The organism is Variovorax sp. Varisp53, assembly GCF_059491555.1.
On sequence record NZ_CP168512.1, the window covers coordinates 1,127,839 to 1,145,051 of the forward strand.

A 17,213-nucleotide genomic window follows, 5' to 3' on the forward strand; every position below is an offset into this window, starting at 1 on the left:
CTATGAAATCTGTAGCAGCAAATACCGTCGCGGTCGTCGACTACGGCATGGGCAACCTGCACTCGGTGTCGCAGGCCGTTCGCCATGCGGCCGACCAGGTGGGCGTGGAGGTGTTCGTCACCTCCGACCCCGACGTGGTGCGCAAGGCGACCCGCGTGGTGCTGCCGGGGCAGGGCGCCATGCCCGACTGCATGCGCGAGCTGCGCGACTCCGGCCTTCAGGAATCGGTGCTCGAGGCGGCCGCCAGCAAGCCGCTGTTCGGCGTGTGCGTGGGCATGCAGATGATGCTGTCGCGCAGCGACGAAGGCCCGACCGACGGCTTGGGCCTCATTCCAGGTGAAGTCGTCAAGTTCGACCTGATCGGGCGCCTGCAGGCCGACGGCAGCCGCTTCAAGGTGCCGCAGATGGGCTGGAACCAGGTGCGCCAGGCCCAGCCGCATCCGGTGTGGGCGGGCGTGCCCGATCTGAGCTATTTTTACTTCGTGCACAGCTTCTACGCCTGTCCGGTGGACCCCAAACACAGCGTGGGCGAGGCGGAATACGGCGCGAGCTTTACCGCGGCCATCGCACGCGATAACATTTTTGCCACCCAGTTCCACCCGGAGAAGAGTGCGGACCACGGGTTGCAGCTCTATCGCAATTTCCTCCACTGGAAACCCTGAACCTATTTTTCCGACCGGGCCGACACTCCCACAGCCCGGATCTCGCATACTCGCGTCACTTCCATGCTCCTCATTCCCGCCATTGATCTCAAAGACGGCCACTGCGTTCGCCTCAAACAGGGCGACATGGACCAGTCCACCATCTTCAGCGAAGACCCTGCCGCCATGGCCCGCAAGTGGGTCGAGGCCGGCGCGCGCCGGCTGCACCTGGTCGATCTGAATGGCGCCTTCGCCGGCAAGCCGCAGAACCATGCGGCGATCAAGGCGATCCTGAAAGAGGTGGGCGACGACATTCCGGTGCAGCTCGGCGGCGGCATCCGCGACCTCGACACCATCGAGCGCTACATCGACGACGGCCTGCGCTACGTGATCATCGGCACCGCCGCGGTCAAGAACCCCGGCTTCCTGAAAGACGCCTGCAGCGCCTTCGGCGGCCACATCATCGTGGGCCTGGACGCCAAGGACGGCAAGGTCGCCACCGACGGCTGGAGCAAGCTCACGGGCCACGAGGTGGCAGACCTGGGCAAGAAGTTCGAGGACTACGGCGTCGAGTCGATCATCTACACCGACATCGGCCGCGACGGCATGCTCTCGGGCATCAACATCGAGGCCACCGTCAAGCTCGCGCAGGCGCTGACCATCCCCGTGATTGCCTCGGGCGGCCTGTCGAACATGGCCGACATCGACAAGCTCTGCGAAGTCGAGTCCGACGGCGTGGAAGGTGTGATCTGCGGCCGCGCGATCTACTCGGGCGACCTCGACTTCGCCGCCGCGCAGGCCCGCGCGGACGAACTGGCGGCCTGACGCATTGCCGGTGCCGCCCTGGGCGGGCGCGCCGGTTCCTGTTCAGGCTCGGCTTCATCGAGGTCTTGATCGCCTGCCAGCAGGCTCAGGAGGACCCCGGCGAGGACGATCGCCAGTCCGAGTACCGCTACCGCTTCCAGAAAGAATTTCATGGCGCCATGCCGTTGAGATGCTCCCAAGGTTTCTCAGGCGATTGGACGAAACCCTCCTGACCGTTCGCTGAGTAAGAAAACGTCAGGCCGCGCGCCGAAAAGAAGCTATTCGGACTTCACCGACATCGTCTGGATGATCGTTTCCAGCTGTGCGCTCATCGGCAGATTGATGCTCTCCCCCGAAGGCAGCTTGCGCAGGAACCAGCGCTTGTACTGCCGATGGATCTCGCCGTCTTCCGCCAGCACCTGGAAGGTGTCGATGACCAACTTGTTCAGCTGCGGATCGTCCTTGCGGTACATGATCCCGTAGGGGTCGTAGGAGAGGAAGTCGCCGACCACCTCATAGTTGCCCTTGGCGGCGTCCTGTGCGATCAGGCCGTAGAGCAGCACGTCGTCGGTCGCGAAGGCGTCGGCCTGGCCGCTCTTCACCAGCGCGAACGACTCCGCGTGGTCGCGCGCCACCCGCAGGTCGATGTTCAGCTTGAACTTTTCCGACAGGTCGCGCAGCGTCTTCTCGTTGGTGGTGCCGGCCGTCACCGCCACCTTCTTGCCCGCGAGGTCGCGGAACGACTTGATCGGCGAGCCCTTCTTCACGAGCACCTTGGTACCCGAGACGAACATCGTCGGCGAGAAGCTCACGCGCTTCTGGCGCTCGAGGTTGTTGGTGGTCGAGCCGCATTCCAGGTCGACCTTGCCGCTCGCGACCGCGTCGATGCGCGAGTCGGGCGTGACGGGCACCCACTTGATGGTGAGGCTCTTGTTCACCGCGTCCTCGATGGCCGTCACCAGCGCGCGGCAAAGCTCGATCGAATAGCCGATCGGCTCCTTGCGCGCATTGAGGTACGAGAACGGCACCGACGACTCGCGATAGCCGATGGTGATGGCGCCGGTTTCGCGCGCCTTGGCAAGAGTGCCGGTCAGCGCGACGGGGGCTTGCTCCTGCGCCTGTGCCGGCCTTGCCGGCACGAGCATGGCGGCCGCCAGCAGTACGGCGAGAAAAACCGACGGCGTGGCCTTGAGCTTCATGGCGCGCCTCACGCGTGTGCGGGGTGGGCGAGGGTGGCCGCCGCCTCTTCGTCGATCGCGCGGGCGTTGACCTCGGCATCGCGCTCGGACATCAGTTCGCCCTCCCACTTGGCGACCACCGCGGTGGCGATGGAGTTGCCCACCGCGTTGGTGGCCGAACGGCCCATGTCGAGGAAGGTGTCCACGCCCAAAATCAGCAGCAGGCCGGCTTCGGGAATGTCGAAGTGGTTCAGCGTGGCGGCAATCACCACCAGCGAGGCGCGCGGCACGCCGGCCATGCCCTTGGACGTGAGCATGAGGATCAGCAGCATCGTGATCTGCGTGCTGATCGGCATGTGGATGTTGTAGGCCTGGGCGATGAAGAGCACCGCGAAGGTGCAGTACATCATCGAGCCGTCGAGGTTGAACGAGTAGCCCATCGGCATCACGAAGCTCGAGATCTTGCGCTTCACGCCGAAACGGTCGAGCGCCTGCAGGATCTTCGGGTAGGCCGCTTCGGAACTCGCGGTGGCGAACGACAGCAGGAAGGCTTCCTTGATGAGCACCAGCAGCTTGAACACGCGCGGGCCCAGGAACGAGAAGCCCGCCAGGACCAGCACGCCCCACAGCACGAACAGGCCCAGGTAGAAGTCGCCCATGAACACCGCGAACTTCAGCAGGATGCTCAGGCCATTGACGGCCACCGTGGCGGCCATGGCGGCCAGCACCGCCAGGGGCGCGAGCTTCATCACGTAGCCGGTGATCTTGAGCATCGCGTGCGACAGTTCCTCGATGGCCGCCACCAGTGTCTTGGCCTTGTCGCCCAGCGAGGCCAGCGCCACGCCGAAGAACATCGAGAACACCACGATCTGCAGGATCTCGTTGTTCGCCATGGCCTCGACGAACGACTTGGGCACCGTGTGGCTCACGAAGTCCTTCAGCGTGAACTTGGCGGTGGCCAGGTTGGCCGAGGCGCCGATGTCGGGCAGCGGCAGGCCCAGGTTCTCGCCGGGCTTGAGCAGGTTGGCCATGACCAGGCCGATCACCAGCGAGATCAGCGAGGCGGTCAGGAACCAGCCGATGGCTTTGCCGAACACGCGGCCGACCGACTTGGCGTCGCCCATGTGCGCGATGCCCACCACCAGCGTGGAGAACACCAGCGGGCCGATCAGCATCTTGATCAGGCGCAGGAACACGTCCGAGACGATGGAGACGTAGTCTGCAATTTCTTTCGCGGCCTTTTTGTCCGGAAAGCTCGAGAAGATCATGTAGCCGACGACGATGCCGAGCACCATCGCGATCAGGATCCATGCGGCCATCGGCAGCTTCTTCATGCGTATCCCCTTTTGTCGTGTGAGAGTGATTTTCGAGTGCACGGGGCCGACTTGCATGCTGTCCCCGGATGCAAGCGGCCACAGGGTATCCAAGAAGGCCCCGTGCACGCAATGGGCCCTTGATGCCAATTCCGTGCCACCGCACGGTCGCTGCCTACAATTCCGGGCATGGAAACCAGCCTGATCGAGTTCCGCGGCCAGCCCGCCATCCGCGCCACGGGCGCCGATGGAAGCACCCTGACCGTTGCATTGCACGGCGCCCAAGTGCTCTCGTGGGCCACGGCCAACGGGGTGGAGCGACTTTATCTGAGTCCGCGCGCGGTGTTCGACGGGCAGGCCGCCATTCGTGGTGGCGTGCCCATCTGCTGCCCCCAGTTCAACCAGCGCGGCATGCTGCCCAAGCATGGATTCATGCGCAATTTGCCTTGGTCGCAAGCGGCCGCCGACGCGCCGCAGACGCTGCGGTTGATGTTGCGCGACAACGAAGCCACCCGCAGGCTCTGGCCGCACGCTTTTGAGGCACGGCTGGAGGCGACCCTGTCCGCCGGTGGGCTGCGCACCACGCTCACGCTCGTCAACATCGACCATGCGCCCTGGACCTTTGCGGCCGCGCTGCACACTTATCTGCGCGTCGACGACATCGCCCACGTGCGCCTTGAAGGCCTGCAGGGCGCCAACCGCTGGGATTCGCTGCGCGACGACCGCCATGTGGAAACCGCCGCGGCGCTGCATTTCGATGCGGAATTCGACAGCGTCTACGCCGCGCCCGCCAAGCCGTTGCGCCTCGTGCAGCCCGGCAGCACGCTCGAAATCGCACAAAGCGCGAGCTGCAGCGAAACCGTGGTCTGGAACCCCGGCGCCGTGCTCGGTGCGAAACTCGCCGACATGCCCGAAGACGGCTTCCGCCACATGCTCTGCGTGGAGGCGGCCCGCATCGACGAGCCCGTCCTGCTGGCGCCCGGCGCCCAATGGCAGGGCTGGCAACAGCTCCGCGTTCTCTGATCTCCTACCGGTTCATCTTTTCATGCTTGCCAAACGCATCATTCCCTGCCTCGACGTCACCGGCGGCCGCGTCGTCAAGGGCGTCAACTTCCTCGAACTGCGCGATGCGGGCGACCCGGTCGAGATCGCCGCGCGCTACAACGCGCAGGGCGCCGACGAACTCACCTTCCTCGACATCACCGCCACCAGCGACGGACGCGACCTGATCCTGCCGATCATCGAGGCGGTGGCTTCGCAGGTCTTCATTCCGCTGACCGTGGGCGGCGGCGTGCGCACCGTGGCCGATGTGCGCCGGCTGCTCAACGCGGGCGCCGACAAGACCAGCTTCAACTCGGCCGCGATCTCGGATCCGCAGGTGATCAACGACGCCTCGCAGAAATACGGCTCGCAGTGCATCGTGGTCGCTATCGACGCCAAGCGCCGCAGCCCCGAAGAGGCCGCCACGCGTGGCGCGGGCTGGGACGTGTACAGCCACGGCGGGCGCAAGAACACCGGCCTCGACGCCGTCGAATGGGCAGCCGAGATGGCGCGCCGCGGCGCCGGCGAGATCCTGCTGACCAGCATGGACCGCGACGGCACCAAGAGCGGCTTCGACCTGGAGCTGACCCGCGCCGTGAGCAATGCCGTCAACGTGCCGGTGATCGCCTCGGGCGGCGTGGGCAGCCTCGACGACCTGGCCGATGGCATCCAGACCGGCGGCGCCGACGCGGTGCTGGCGGCCAGCATCTTCCACTACGGCGAGCACACGGTGGGCGAGGCCAAAGCCCGCATGGCGGCGCGGGGCATTCCCGTGCGGATCGACCGTTGAACGTGCCTCAAGGGTCTTTTCCCATCCCCGACAATACCGAGATGAATTGGCTCGATGAAGTGAAGTGGGATGCGAACGGCCTGGTGCCCGTGATCGCGCAGGAACAAGGCAGCAACGACGTGCTGATGTTCGCCTGGATGAACCGCGAGGCGCTCGAAAAGACCGCCGAGCTGGGCCGCGCGGTGTATTTCAGCCGCTCGCGCAACAAGCTCTGGTTCAAGGGCGAGGAATCGGGCCACGTGCAGACCGTGCACGAGATCCGCCTCGACTGCGACAACGACGTGGTGCTCCTCAAGGTCACCCAGCTCGGCCACGAGCCCGGCATCGCCTGCCACACCGGCCGCCACAGCTGCTTCTTCAGCAAGTACGAGAACGGCGGCTGGACCGTGGTCGAACCCGTCTTGAAAGACCCGGAGTCGATCTACAAATGACGGCCACAGTGAACCACAGCACCTCCGACGCCCTTGCACGCCTGGCCGCGGTCATCGAAAGCCGCCTGCCCGCGCGCGGCGGCGACCCCGAGAAGAGCTACGTCGCGCGCCTGCTGCACAAGGGCCCTGACGCCTTCCTCAAGAAGATCGGCGAGGAAGCCACCGAGGTTGTGATGGCGGCCAAGGACGCCGACCACGGCGGCGACCGCGCCAAAATAGTGAACGAAGTGGCCGACCTCTGGTTCCACACCATGGTGGCGCTGGCGCACTACGGTTTTTCCCCCGCCGACGTCACCGCGGAGCTCGAGCGCCGCGAGGGCACCAGCGGCATCGAGGAAAAGGCGCTGCGCAAGGTGCAGGCGCGGGAATCCGAAGCCTCCAACGATTGAAAGGACATCGACCATGGCCAACGACATCGTGAACGTGGAACCCGACGACTCCCTCAAGACCTGGGGCTGGGTCAGCTACATCCTGCACCTGATCGTGGCCATCGGCGCCGTCGTGCCGGGGGCGCAGGCCTCCGTGCTGCTGCTGCTGATTGCGCTGGTGATCGACTTCGTCAAGCGCGACGACGCGGCCGGCACCTGGCAGGCCTCGCACTTCAGCTGGCGCATCCGCTCGGTGCTGTGGGCCGGCCTGCTGTACATCGTTACTTCGTGGCTCTGGCTGCTGTTCTTCGTGCCGGGCTGGATCGCCTGGAGCCTGATCTCGCTGTGGTTCCTGTACCGGATCGTGAAGGGCATGATCCGCATGAACGACGGCCGTCCCATGGAACCCAAAGATGTCATCTGACCCGAACTGCGTCTTCTGCAAAATCATCGAAGGCAAGATCCCCTCGCGCAAGGTCTACGAAGACGACGACCTGTTCGGTTTTCACGACATCTCGCCCTGGGCGCCGGTGCATTTCATGCTGGTGCCCAAGAAGCACATCGCCTCGATGGCGCAGCTCACGCCCGAAGACTCGGCCCTCATGGGCAAGATCATGATCCTGGCGCCCAAGCTGGCGCTGGAGCAGGGCTGCAGGCCCTATCCGGACGGCGGCTACCGGGTCGTCGTCAACACGGGCAGCGAGGGCGGGCAGGAGGTTCACCATCTCCATGTCCATGTCATGGGTGGCCCCCGCCCGTGGCTTCGCGGTTGAGTGGCATTAGTCCAAACTGTCACATTCCGCCCGACTAAAATCGGACACATTCTTAGGAGTTCTCCATGGGTTCTTTTTCCATCTGGCACTGGCTGATCGTGCTGCTCGTCGTGGTCATGATCTTCGGCACCAAGAAGCTGCGGAACATGGGTTCGGACCTTGGTGGCGCCGTCAAGGGCTTCAAGGACGGCATGAAGGACGGTTCGTCCGATGCCGCCACCCCGCCGGCCCCCACCCAGCAAGTGACTGGCCAGCCGGCCAACAGCGACAAGTCGACGATCGACGTCGAAGCGCGCCAGAAGTCCTGAGCGCGGGCAGCAGCACGTGCTCGACCTCGGCATTGAGAAGCTGGCGCTGATCGGCGTCGTGGCGCTGATCGTCATCGGTCCGGAAAAGCTGCCGCGCGTGGCCCGCACCGTCGGCACCTTGCTCGGCAAGGCGCAGCGCTACGTGAACGACGTCAAGGCCGAAGTCAACCGCTCGATGGAGCTCGACGAGCTCCGCAAGATGAAGACCACCGTCGAGGATGCGGCGCGCGACGTCGAGCACAGCATCCACACCGGCGCGAGCGAATTCGAGAAGCAGTTCAGCGGTTCGGGCGAAACCCTCTCGGCGCTGGCCGAACCCGAGCCTTCGCCGCCCGAATACAAGCATCCCCGCAAGAACTGGCGCCTGAAGCAGGGCGCCACGCCGCAGTGGTACAAGGCGCGCAACGGCGTGCGCACCAAGGCGCTGTCGGGTGCCGCGCGTGTCGCGCGCTTCCGCCCGCACACGATCAACAAGATCAACTAGCGTCCCCCACCACCGCGTTCCCCGAGCGCCGCACGCCGGCCGACGTCACGCTATCTTCTTTTCCAATGGCCGATTCCGACAACAAGAACAAAGACAAAGAAGACGAACTGGCGGGCACCGAACAGCCGTTCGTGGCGCACCTGGTCGAGCTTCGCGACCGCCTGCTCTACTGCGTCTATGGCCTCGTGGTCGCGGGCATCCTGCTGGCCATCTGGCCCGGCCCCGGCGGGCTGATCGACATCATCGCGATGCCGATCAAGGCGCACATGCCGCACGACGCGAAGCTCATCGCCATCGGCGTGTTCTCGCCGTTCTTCGTGCCGCTCAAGGTGCTGATGATGGCGGCCGTGCTGCTGGCGCTGCCCTGGCTCATGTATCAGGCGTGGATGTTCGTCGCGCCCGGGCTCTACAGCCATGAAAAGAAATTCGCGCTGCCGCTGATCTTCTTCGGCAGCCTGCTGGCCTATGCCGGCATTGCGTTCGTGCAGCTTTTCGTGCTGGACAAGATGTTCAGCTTCATCCAGCGCTTTGCGCCCGCAGCGGTGCAGGCAACGCCCGACATTTCATCGTACGTCGAGGCCATCCTGTCGCTGTACATCGCCTTCGGCGTGGCCTTCCAGGTGCCGATCGTCGTGATGCTGCTGGTGCGCTTCGAGATGGTGACCATCGAGAAGCTGAAGTCCTTCCGCGGCTACTTCATCGTGGTCGCGTTCGTCGTGGCCGCGGTGCTCACGCCGCCCGATGTGGTGTCGCAGCTGGCGCTGGCGGTGCCGATGTGCCTGCTGTACGAGGTGGGCATCATCGGTGCCAAGTATTTCGCCAGTGCCGCCAGGAAGCCCGAGGAAGACGAAAGCGCCGATTCGGCGCAGTCCTGACCGGCCGGCTGGCCCGACGGCAGCCCATTATTCGGGCTGCTGCTGATTCGGTACCTGCCGCACCGGGCTCTTCGGCCGCAGGCCCGGCATCACGTCCAGTTCCATCTTGTCGCTGCCGCGCTGCAGCGCAAACCTCGCGGTGCTGCCGGGCTTCAGGCCGGCCACCGCGGTCAGCAGCGCCTGCACGTTGTCCGTCTTCTTCTCGCCCACCGAGGTGATCACGTCGCCAGGGCGGATGCCGGCCTTGGCGGCCGGGCCGTTCTGCAGCACGCCGGTGATGATCACGCCGGCGTTCGCCTTCACGCCGAAGGTCTCGGCCAGTTCGGGCGAGAGTTCGTTGGGCTCCACGCCGATCCAGCCGCGGCGCACCTGGCCTTCCTTCACGATCCCTTCGAGCACGATCTTGGCCATCGACACCGGAATGGCGAAGCCGATGCCCATGCTGCCGCCCGAGCGCGAATAGATCGCGGTGTTGATGCCCTGCAGGTTGCCGTTGACGTCGATCAGCGCGCCGCCCGAGTTGCCGGGGTTGATGGCCGCGTCGGTCTGGATGAAGTTCTCGAAGTTGTTGATGCCGAGCTGGTTGCGGCCCAGCGCCGAGACGATGCCGCTGGTCACGGTCTGGCCGACGCCGAAGGGGTTGCCGATGGCCAGCACCTGGTCGCCCACCTGCAGCGCGTCGGAGTCGCCCAGCACGATCGCCGGCAACTTGTCGAGCTCGATCTTCAGCACGGCCAGGTCGGTGTCGGGGTCGGTGCCGATCACCTTGCCGCGCGCGTGGCGGCTGTCGTTGAGCGTCACTTCGATCTCGTCGGCGCCCTCGACCACGTGGTTGTTGGTGAGGATGTAGCCGTCGGCGCTCACGATCACGCCGCTGCCCAGGCCCACCTGGGGCTGGTCATCCTGGTCGCCGAAGAAGAAGCGGAACCACGGGTCGTTGCTTCGCGGATGGCGCTGCGCGGCCTTGCTGGTGTTGATGCTCACCACCGCCGGCGAGGCTTTCTTGGCCGGCACGCTCAGGCTGCCGGCCGTCGGGATGTTCGGGTTGCCCGCGGGCGCCTCGACGATCGACACCACGCCGCCCAGCGAGGTCGCGCGCTTGTGGATCCACTCGGGCTTGAGCGTCGCGACGACGAAATAGGCCGCGAGCAGGACAGTCACGGCTTGTGCAAAGAGCAGCCAGGTGCGTTTCATGAAAGATTGGTGAAAAAGACGTTGGAAGGCTGCCGTGGAGCGCAGCGATGTTGTCAATTGTCCCTCAACCGCACGGAACAGAAACCGCGCCACGCGGTCGAGATTGGGCTGACTGCCTGCGTGAATCCGGGTTAACCCGTAGCATCGCCCAGCAGGTCCCACCCGGCCCATGTTTCCCCGGCCTCCCGCGCTGCCCACCCGGCGGAAGCGGCCAGGCATTTCGTCGGCGCGCCATTTTTCCGTTTTCTCACCCGGTTTCGCGGGCTGGCGCGCGGTCACGACCTTCCTGCCAGCCATGACTTCACAAGCAACCCTCCCGGACGGCGCGCAGCCGGCACCGGCACGCACGCTCGGTTCGAGCGACTACAAGACCCTCGGCCTGTCCGCCCTCGGCGGCACCCTGGAGTTCTACGACTTCGTCATCTACGTGTTCTTCGCCACCGTGCTCGGGGCGCTGTTCTTCCCGGCCGACATGCCCGACTGGCTGCGGCAGCTGCAGACCTTCGGCATCTTCGCGGCGGGCTACCTGGCGCGCCCGGTGGGCGGGATCGTCATCGCGCATTTCGGCGACATCTTCGGCCGCAAGCGCATGTTCACGCTGTCGATCTTCCTGATGGCGGCGCCCACGCTGGTGATCGGCCTGCTGCCGACCTACGAGAGCATCGGCGTCGCGGCGCCCCTGCTGCTGCTGGCCATGCGCGTGCTGCAGGGCGCGGCCATTGGCGGCGAGATGCCCGGCGCCTGGGTGTTCGTGGGTGAGCACGTTCCGGCCAGGCGCTACGGCTTCGGCATCGGCATGCTGACCTCGGGCATCACCGGCGGCATCCTGCTGGGTTCGCTGGTTGCGGTGGCCATCAACCGGCACTATTCGCCGGTGCAGGTGAGCGAGTTCGCCTGGCGCCTTCCCTTTGTGCTGGGCGGTGTGTTCGGGCTGGTGTCGGTATACCTGCGCCGCTTCCTGCACGAGACACCGGTGTTCAAGGAGCTGGCCGGGCGCCGCAGCGTGGCGCGCGAGATGCCGCTGCGCACCGTGCTGCGCGACCACCGGCTGGCCTCCATGTACGTTGCACTGCTGACCTGGGTGCTGTCGGCCGCCATCGTGGTTGTGGTGCTGTACACGCCCACCTACCTGCAGAAGGTGCACCACATTCCGGCCGCGCTGACGCTCGAAGCCAACGCGCTCGCCACGCTGACCCTGACGCTCGGCTGCATGCTGGCCGGCTGGGCCAGCGACCGCGTCGGCACGCGCACCGTCATGCTGATCGGTTGGGGTGGCCTGTTCGCCACGGCCTACCTGTTCTACTGCGGGCTGCCCGGCACGCCGTCGACGCTCTACGCGCACTACGCGCTGGTGGGCCTGTTCGTGGGCACCATCGCCACGGTGCCGATCGCGGGCGTGCGCGCCTTCCCGGCGCCGGTGCGCTTCACCGGGCTTTCGTTTGCCTACAACATGTCGTATGCGGTCTTCGGCGGACTGACCCCGGTGATCCTCACGCTCTGGCTGCAGCGCGACACCATGGCGCCGGCGCACTACGTGGCGGCGCTGGCCGGGCTGGGCTTCCTGCTGGCGCTGTTGCCACTGGCCGCTCGTGGCCATGCCATGCGGGATGGCGCGGCCATCGCGGGCGGCGCGACAATGGCGCGATGAGCACCACCCGCCACGAACTGCTTCACGCATTCGACCTGCTGCTCGCCCCCGGGCGCTTCAAGGACTACGGACCCAACGGCCTGCAGGTCGAAGGGCGCACCGTGGTGCGCAAGATCGTTTCGGGCGTAACCGCCAGCCGCGCGCTGATCGAGGCCGCGATCCACGCCGATGCCGATGCCATCTTCGTCCACCATGGTCTGTTCTGGCGCGGCCAGGACGGCTGCGTCACCGGCTGGATGAAGCAGCGCCTGGGCCTGCTGCTGGGCGACGACGTCAATCTCTTCGCCTATCACCTGCCGCTCGATGCGCATCCCGAGCTCGGCAACAACGCACAGCTCGGCCTGCAACTGGGGCTCGTGGCCCATGCCGGATCGGCCGGGCGCTTCGGCGAGCAGGAACTGGGTTTTCTCGGCGCGCAGGAAAACGGCGAGAGCTTCGCCAACGCCAGGACGCTCGCCACCCACGTCGAAAAAGTGCTGAAAAGACCGGTCACGCTCGTCGACACGGCGCATCGCGCCATCAGGAACATCGCGTGGTGCACAGGCGGCGCACAGGGCTACTTCGAAGCCGCCATTGCGGCCGGTGCCGACGCCTTCATCACCGGCGAGATCTCGGAGCCCCAGGCCCATTACGCGCGTGAGATGGGCGTGGCCTTCCTGGCGTGCGGACATCACGCCACCGAACGCTACGGCGCGCCAGCCGTGGCCGGGCACGTTGCGGCGCAGCTCGGGCTGAAGCACGAGTTCATCGACATCGACAACCCGGCATGAGCGCAGCGCCGGACCGCCCCAAGCAAGCTTGCACCGCAGTGCGGAGCACGGAGATGCCTTTCCAATGAGCGCTGCCATCGCCATCACCCTCGGGGATCCCGCAGGCATCGGCCCCGAGATCATCGCCAAGGCCTTTCGCGACGCGCCCGATGCAACGCATGGCGCGTTCGTCGCCGGCGATGTGGGCACGGTGCGCAAGGCCTCGCAGGCGCTGGCAGCACCTGGGCTGCCGGCATGGCCGGTGCTGGAAATCGAATCCGCCGCCGAAGCCGCAACGGTGCCGCCGGGCTGCATTCCCGTGCTGCAGGTGATCGCGCCGCCATCGCCAATTAAGCTGGGCCAGATCAGCGCCGAAGCCGGCCGTGTGGCTGGCGAATGCGTCGTCTGGGCCGCGCAGCGCGGCGAAATCGGCGCCATCGTCACCGCGCCGCTGCACAAGGAAGCGCTGTCGGCCGCCGGCTTTCCGTACCCCGGCCATACCGAGCTGCTGCAGGCCGAGGCCGCCGCCCACCTGGGCCGCACCCTGGCCGACGTGCCGGTGCGCATGATGCTGGCCAACGACGAGCTGCGCACCGTGCTCGTCAGCATCCACATGTCGCTGCGCCACGCCATCGAGGCGGTGCACTTCGACGGTGTGCTCGAAACCCTGCGCATCACCCACCGCGCGCTGACGCATGCGCTCGGCCGCGTGCCGCGAATCGGCGTGGCGGGCCTCAACCCGCACGCGGGGGAGGGCGGCCTGTTCGGTTCGGAAGAGCGCGAGATCATCGCGCCGGCCATCGAGGCCGCGCGCGCCGAAGGCATCGACGCCAGCGGACCCTATGCGCCCGACACTGTCTTCATGCGCGCGCGCGCCAGGCAGGGCGTGCCGTCCAGCGGCGAGTTTGACGTGGTGGTTGCGATGTACCACGACCAGGGCCTGATCCCCGTCAAGTACCTGGGCGTGGAGAAGGGCGTGAACGTAACGCTGGGACTGCCGCTGGTGCGGACCAGCCCCGACCACGGCACCGCGTTCGACATCGCGGGCACGGGCCTGGCCGATGCGTCGAGCCTCGTCGAGGCGCTGCGCATGGCCCGGGTGCTGAGGGGCGCTTAAGGGCTTAAGGGCGCTTGAGGCTGTCGCGGATTTCGCGCAGCAGCGTGATGTCTTCTGGCGTTGCGGCCGGAGCAGGCGGCGCGGCCTCGGTCTTCCGCAGCCTGTTGATCTGCTTGACCATCATGAAGATGATGAACGCAAGGATCACGAAGTTGACGGCCACGGTAATGAAGCTGCCATAGGCCAGCACCGGAACGCCGGCCTTCTTCAGGTCTGCCAGCGTGTTTGCCACGCCCGGGGGCGCCGTGCCCAGCACCACATAGAGGTTCGAGAAATCGAGCTTGCCGAACACCACGCCCACCAGCGGCATGATGATGTCGCCCACCAGCGAGTCGACGATCTTGCCGAACGCGGCGCCGATGATCACGCCCACCGCGAGGTCGATGACGTTGCCCTTGACGGCAAATTCCTTGAATTCACTGAGGATGCTCATGATTCAAAAGCTGCTGGAGCTCTGCTGTTGAAAGAGCGTCGAGTATGCCCGCGGAAGCGCGCCGGAATCGGCTGCCCGGCGTGAAGCATTCGGCGCATTTGATCTATTTGCCTCATCCGCAATGCGGAAAGAAAAGTGCGTGCTTAGGTGTACCCAGTTTCAGTAGTTTTAGTTACAAAAGGAAACGGGACCCCCGTGGTGACTCATCCGAGCGGGGCTCCACTGTTAGGATCACGCCGCCGCTAAGACAAGCGGACCAGTAGTGACATGCAGTTGCATGTTCTCGGTTCAGCGCCTCCACGAGGCACTCTGCGCCCTGACAGTGCCCAGCAGTGTGCCTGCGGTAACCACGAATTGTGAAAAAGAATTGCAGCGCAATAAGTGCGTGCGTAGTTTTTATCGCCTGCTATTTTGGCGCTAAAAAATTGGAATTTCCTTGGGGGATCGGAATTGAGAAGAAATGCAAATGTCCTGAAGTTGGCTTCGACACTGGCATGTGTGGTGGTGCTTCAAGGCTGTGCGGTCGTGCCGGGCATGGGCAACGTGGAGCCCTACGAGGCAGGGGGCGAACTGGCAAACCAGTTTCGCTATCTTCCCGACGAGGCACCCGAGGGGCAGATCACCCCCATTTCCCTCGCGCTCGTGCGCACGCTGGCGCAGGCGGCTCCGAAGGGCGTTCCGCCTGAGGTCAATGCGCTGTTCGGCAAGAGCGAGCGCTACACCATCGGCCCTGGCGACGTGGTGGGCGTGATCGTTTACGACCACCCCGAACTGCTGCCGAATGCCGGCGCCGTCATTTCGCAGTCTGCGGACCCGACCGGCGTGCAGGTGGCTCCCGGCTTCATTGTCGATTCCGACGGAGAGGTCGCCTTTCCGTACATCGGCCGCGTGCGGGTGGCGGGGCTGAGCGAGGGCGATGCCTCCGACCTGATCGGCAAGCTGCTCACCCCGCACATCCGCGACCCGCAAGTGACCGTGCGCATCCAGTCGTTCCGCAGCCGCCGTGCGTATGTAGAAGGCGAAGTGCGCACCCCCGGCTCGCAGATCTTCACCGACGTGCCGATGACGCTGAACGAAGCCATCAACCGGGCCGGCGGCATCACGGCCGCGGGCAACCGCTCGGCGGTCACGCTCATTCGCAACGGCCAGTCGATCCGGATCGACATGACCAGGCTGCGCGAAGCCGGCTACGACGGCAACAGCATTCCGCTGAAGAACGGCGACACCGTGCGCGTGGCCAACCGAGAAGACGACAAGGTCTTCCTCATGGGCGAAGTCGTGGCTCCACTGGCATTGCCCATGCGCAGCAACGGCCGCCTTAGCCTGAGCGAGGCGCTGGGCGAAGCCGGAGGCACGTTGAATTCCACCGCTAACGCCGGGCAGATCTACGTCATTCGCCAGGGCGCCACAGGTGCACCCGCCATCTTCAACCTCAATGCGCGAAACCCGGCAGCGCTTGCCATTGCGAGCCAGTTCAGGCTGCAGTCGCAGGACGTGGTCTATATCGACCCCGTGCCGCTGGTCAAGTGGAACCGCGTGGTCAGCTTGATCCTGCCGTCGGCGACGGTGGCCAATGCCGCCAGCGAGATCTACGTCAGGCACACCAACTGAAGCCGAGGCCTGTTCTTTCTCTGACGAGATGCGGGGAGTGGGCGGGCCTTTGAAGGTGACGGTTCAGGTGCGATAGGGCGACGGCTTCCATCGAGAGGACGCTGTCGAAGTTCTTGTTCCAGCGTTCCCATCATGCAAGCCATTCATCCAAATCAACCCATTGCAATCATCGGCCTTGGTTATGTAGGCCTCCCTCTTGCCGTGGAGTTCGGCAAGAAGCGTTCCGTGGTCGGGTTCGACATCAATGCCAAGCGCATCGCCGAACTGCAAGGGGGGCATGACCACACCCTGGAAACCACGCCGAAAGAGCTGAAGGCTGCCACGCAGTTGGCCTTCACGTCGCATGCCGACGACCTGCGCGATTGCGCCGTGTTCATCGTGACCGTGCCCACCCCCATCGACAACGCCAACCGGCCCGACCTGACGCCCTTGGTAAAGGCCAGCGAATCCGTTGGCAAGGTGATGCGCCAGGGCGCGATCGTGATCTTCGAGTCGACCGTGTATCCGGGTGCCACCGAGGAAGTTTGCGTGCCTGTGCTGGAAAAGTTCAGCGGCAAGAAGTTCAACGTCGACTTCTTTTGCGGCTACAGCCCGGAGCGCATCAACCCGGGCGACAAGGTCAACACGCTCACCAAGATCAAGAAGATCACCAGTGGCAGCACCTCTGAAGTCGCCGGCATAGTCGATGGCCTCTACAACGAGATCATCACCGCGGGCACGCACAAGGCAGCCAGCATCAAGGTGGCCGAGGCCGCCAAGGTGATCGAGAACACGCAACGCGACCTGAACATTGCATTGGTCAACGAGCTCTCCGTGATCTTCGAGCGCCTGGGCATCGACACGCTCGACGTGCTTGAGGCCGCAGGCAGCAAATGGAACTTCTTGCCGTTCCGTCCGGGCCTGGTGGGTGGGCACTGCATCGGCGTGGACCCCTACTACCTGACGCACAAGGCAGAACAGGTCGGCTATCACCCTCAAGTCATTCTGGCTGGCCGTCGCATCAACGACAACATGGCCCGCTACGTTGCCCGCAACACCATCAAGCTGATGTTGAAGAACGGCATGGACGTGCCTCGCTGCCGCATCGGCGTGCTGGGCATCACCTTCAAGGAAAACTGCCCGGACATCCGCAACAGCAAGATCGTGGACATGGTGCGCGAGTTCGAGGCGTGGGGCGCTTCCGTCGAAGTCGTGGATCCATGGGCTGACGCCGAAGAGGTGGACCACGAGTACGGCATTCGACTTGGCCAGGTCGACGCCGCACATCCGGTCGATGCGCTCGTCGTCGCAGTGGGCCACAACCAGTACCGCCGCGCGACCATGGCCGAGTTGCGAGCTCTGTGCCGTGGTGAGCAACCCGTGCTGGTCGACGTCAAGAGCCTGTTTGGTGCGCAGGAGGCGCGCGACAGCGGCTTCTCGTTGTTCCGCCTGTAAGCCATCTCCCGTTTGCTTCTT

The 17,213-nt window shown here is 65.2% G+C and carries 20 protein-coding genes; 16 read left to right on the top strand and 4 right to left on the bottom strand.

Going from position 1 to position 17,213, the window contains the following annotated elements; genetic code table 11:
• Positions 1-2 precede the first annotated feature (2 nt).
• Positions 3-662, top strand: coding sequence for an imidazole glycerol phosphate synthase subunit HisH (gene hisH, locus ACEOAB_RS05035; RefSeq protein WP_413747885.1), 660 nt, complete (start codon positions 3-5; stop codon positions 660-662).
• A gap of 63 nt (positions 663-725) precedes the next feature.
• Positions 726-1,466, top strand: coding sequence for a 1-(5-phosphoribosyl)-5-[(5-phosphoribosylamino)methylideneamino]imidazole-4-carboxamide isomerase (gene hisA, locus ACEOAB_RS05040; protein ID WP_007835261.1), 741 nt, complete (start codon positions 726-728; stop codon positions 1,464-1,466).
• A 257-nt stretch (positions 1,467-1,723) separates the two neighbouring features.
• On the opposite strand, the gene ACEOAB_RS05045 is transcribed toward hisA, so the two are convergent.
• Together ACEOAB_RS05045 and ACEOAB_RS05050 are read right to left on the bottom strand one after the other, a co-directional pair.
• A complete protein-coding gene (locus ACEOAB_RS05045; protein WP_413747884.1) occupies positions 1,724-2,644 on the bottom strand; it encodes an amino acid ABC transporter substrate-binding protein in 921 nt (306 codons plus the stop codon).
• An 8-nt stretch (positions 2,645-2,652) separates the two neighbouring features.
• Positions 2,653-3,957 (bottom strand): dicarboxylate/amino acid:cation symporter, encoded by a 1,305-nt coding sequence (locus tag ACEOAB_RS05050; protein WP_056586056.1) that lies wholly within the window; start codon positions 3,955-3,957, stop codon positions 2,653-2,655.
• Positions 3,958-4,125: 168 nt separating this feature from the next.
• On the opposite strand from ACEOAB_RS05050, the gene ACEOAB_RS05055 reads away from it, so the two are divergent.
• From ACEOAB_RS05055 to tatC, 9 genes are all read left to right on the top strand, one after another.
• A complete protein-coding gene (locus ACEOAB_RS05055) occupies positions 4,126-4,959 on the top strand; it encodes a D-hexose-6-phosphate mutarotase (RefSeq protein WP_413747883.1) in 834 nt (277 codons plus the stop codon).
• Between the two features lie 22 nt (positions 4,960-4,981).
• On the top strand, positions 4,982-5,767 hold the full coding sequence (hisF, locus tag ACEOAB_RS05060; RefSeq protein ID WP_007835271.1) for an imidazole glycerol phosphate synthase subunit HisF: 786 nt from the start codon (positions 4,982-4,984) through the stop codon (positions 5,765-5,767).
• Between the two features lie 41 nt (positions 5,768-5,808).
• Positions 5,809-6,198 carry a phosphoribosyl-AMP cyclohydrolase gene (gene hisI, locus ACEOAB_RS05065; RefSeq protein WP_007835273.1) on the top strand — a complete coding sequence of 130 codons (390 nt, stop codon included), beginning with the start codon at positions 5,809-5,811 and terminating at the stop codon, positions 6,196-6,198.
• Positions 6,195-6,587 carry a phosphoribosyl-ATP diphosphatase gene (locus ACEOAB_RS05070; RefSeq protein WP_413747882.1) on the top strand — a complete coding sequence of 131 codons (393 nt, stop codon included), beginning with the start codon at positions 6,195-6,197 and terminating at the stop codon, positions 6,585-6,587. The genes hisI and ACEOAB_RS05070 overlap by 4 nt, the downstream gene beginning before the upstream one ends.
• A 13-nt stretch (positions 6,588-6,600) precedes the next feature.
• Positions 6,601-6,990, top strand: coding sequence for a DUF4870 family protein (locus tag ACEOAB_RS05075; RefSeq protein WP_007835277.1), 390 nt, complete (start codon positions 6,601-6,603; stop codon positions 6,988-6,990).
• Positions 6,980-7,339: a histidine triad nucleotide-binding protein gene (locus tag ACEOAB_RS05080; RefSeq protein WP_056586064.1), complete on the top strand. Its 360-nt coding sequence runs from the start codon at positions 6,980-6,982 to the stop codon at positions 7,337-7,339. The genes ACEOAB_RS05075 and ACEOAB_RS05080 overlap by 11 nt, the downstream gene beginning before the upstream one ends.
• A gap of 65 nt (positions 7,340-7,404) precedes the next feature.
• Positions 7,405-7,647, top strand: coding sequence for a Sec-independent protein translocase subunit TatA (tatA, locus tag ACEOAB_RS05085; protein WP_007835282.1), 243 nt, complete (start codon positions 7,405-7,407; stop codon positions 7,645-7,647).
• A 16-nt stretch (positions 7,648-7,663) separates the two neighbouring features.
• Complete coding sequence (tatB, locus tag ACEOAB_RS05090; protein ID WP_007835284.1) at positions 7,664-8,131, top strand: Sec-independent protein translocase protein TatB; 468 nt, start codon at positions 7,664-7,666, stop codon at positions 8,129-8,131.
• A gap of 65 nt (positions 8,132-8,196) precedes the next feature.
• Complete coding sequence (tatC, locus tag ACEOAB_RS05095) at positions 8,197-9,006, top strand: twin-arginine translocase subunit TatC (RefSeq protein ID WP_413747881.1); 810 nt, start codon at positions 8,197-8,199, stop codon at positions 9,004-9,006.
• 27 nt (positions 9,007-9,033) lie between these two features.
• Here the strand turns inward: tatC and ACEOAB_RS05100 are convergent, their stop codons facing one another.
• Entirely contained in the window at positions 9,034-10,200 is a 1,167-nt protein-coding gene (locus ACEOAB_RS05100; RefSeq protein WP_413747880.1) for a trypsin-like peptidase domain-containing protein, read from the bottom strand.
• Positions 10,201-10,495: 295 nt separating this feature from the next.
• On the opposite strand from ACEOAB_RS05100, the gene ACEOAB_RS05105 reads away from it, so the two are divergent.
• The 3 genes from ACEOAB_RS05105 (at position 10,496) to pdxA (ending at position 13,714) form a co-directional block, all read left to right on the top strand.
• Positions 10,496-11,848 carry an MFS transporter gene (locus ACEOAB_RS05105; protein WP_413747879.1) on the top strand — a complete coding sequence of 451 codons (1,353 nt, stop codon included), beginning with the start codon at positions 10,496-10,498 and terminating at the stop codon, positions 11,846-11,848.
• Positions 11,845-12,618, top strand: coding sequence for a Nif3-like dinuclear metal center hexameric protein (locus ACEOAB_RS05110; protein ID WP_056586072.1), 774 nt, complete (start codon positions 11,845-11,847; stop codon positions 12,616-12,618). The genes ACEOAB_RS05105 and ACEOAB_RS05110 overlap by 4 nt, the downstream gene beginning before the upstream one ends.
• Positions 12,619-12,682: 64 nt before the next feature.
• Complete coding sequence (pdxA, locus tag ACEOAB_RS05115) at positions 12,683-13,714, top strand: 4-hydroxythreonine-4-phosphate dehydrogenase PdxA (RefSeq protein WP_495653513.1); 1,032 nt, start codon at positions 12,683-12,685, stop codon at positions 13,712-13,714.
• Positions 13,715-13,718: 4 nt separating this feature from the next.
• Here the strand turns inward: pdxA and mscL are convergent, their stop codons facing one another.
• On the bottom strand, positions 13,719-14,147 hold the full coding sequence (gene mscL / locus ACEOAB_RS05120; protein ID WP_056586078.1) for a large conductance mechanosensitive channel protein MscL: 429 nt from the start codon (positions 14,145-14,147) through the stop codon (positions 13,719-13,721).
• Between the two features lie 489 nt (positions 14,148-14,636).
• Here mscL and ACEOAB_RS05125 point away from each other — a divergent pair, with 489 nt between their 5' ends.
• Together ACEOAB_RS05125 and ACEOAB_RS05130 are read left to right on the top strand one after the other, a co-directional pair.
• Positions 14,637-15,758 (top strand): polysaccharide biosynthesis/export family protein, encoded by a 1,122-nt coding sequence (locus ACEOAB_RS05125; protein WP_495653828.1) that lies wholly within the window; start codon positions 14,637-14,639, stop codon positions 15,756-15,758.
• A 132-nt stretch (positions 15,759-15,890) separates the two neighbouring features.
• Positions 15,891-17,192 carry a nucleotide sugar dehydrogenase gene (locus ACEOAB_RS05130; RefSeq protein WP_413747876.1) on the top strand — a complete coding sequence of 434 codons (1,302 nt, stop codon included), beginning with the start codon at positions 15,891-15,893 and terminating at the stop codon, positions 17,190-17,192.
• Positions 17,193-17,213 lie beyond the last annotated feature (21 nt).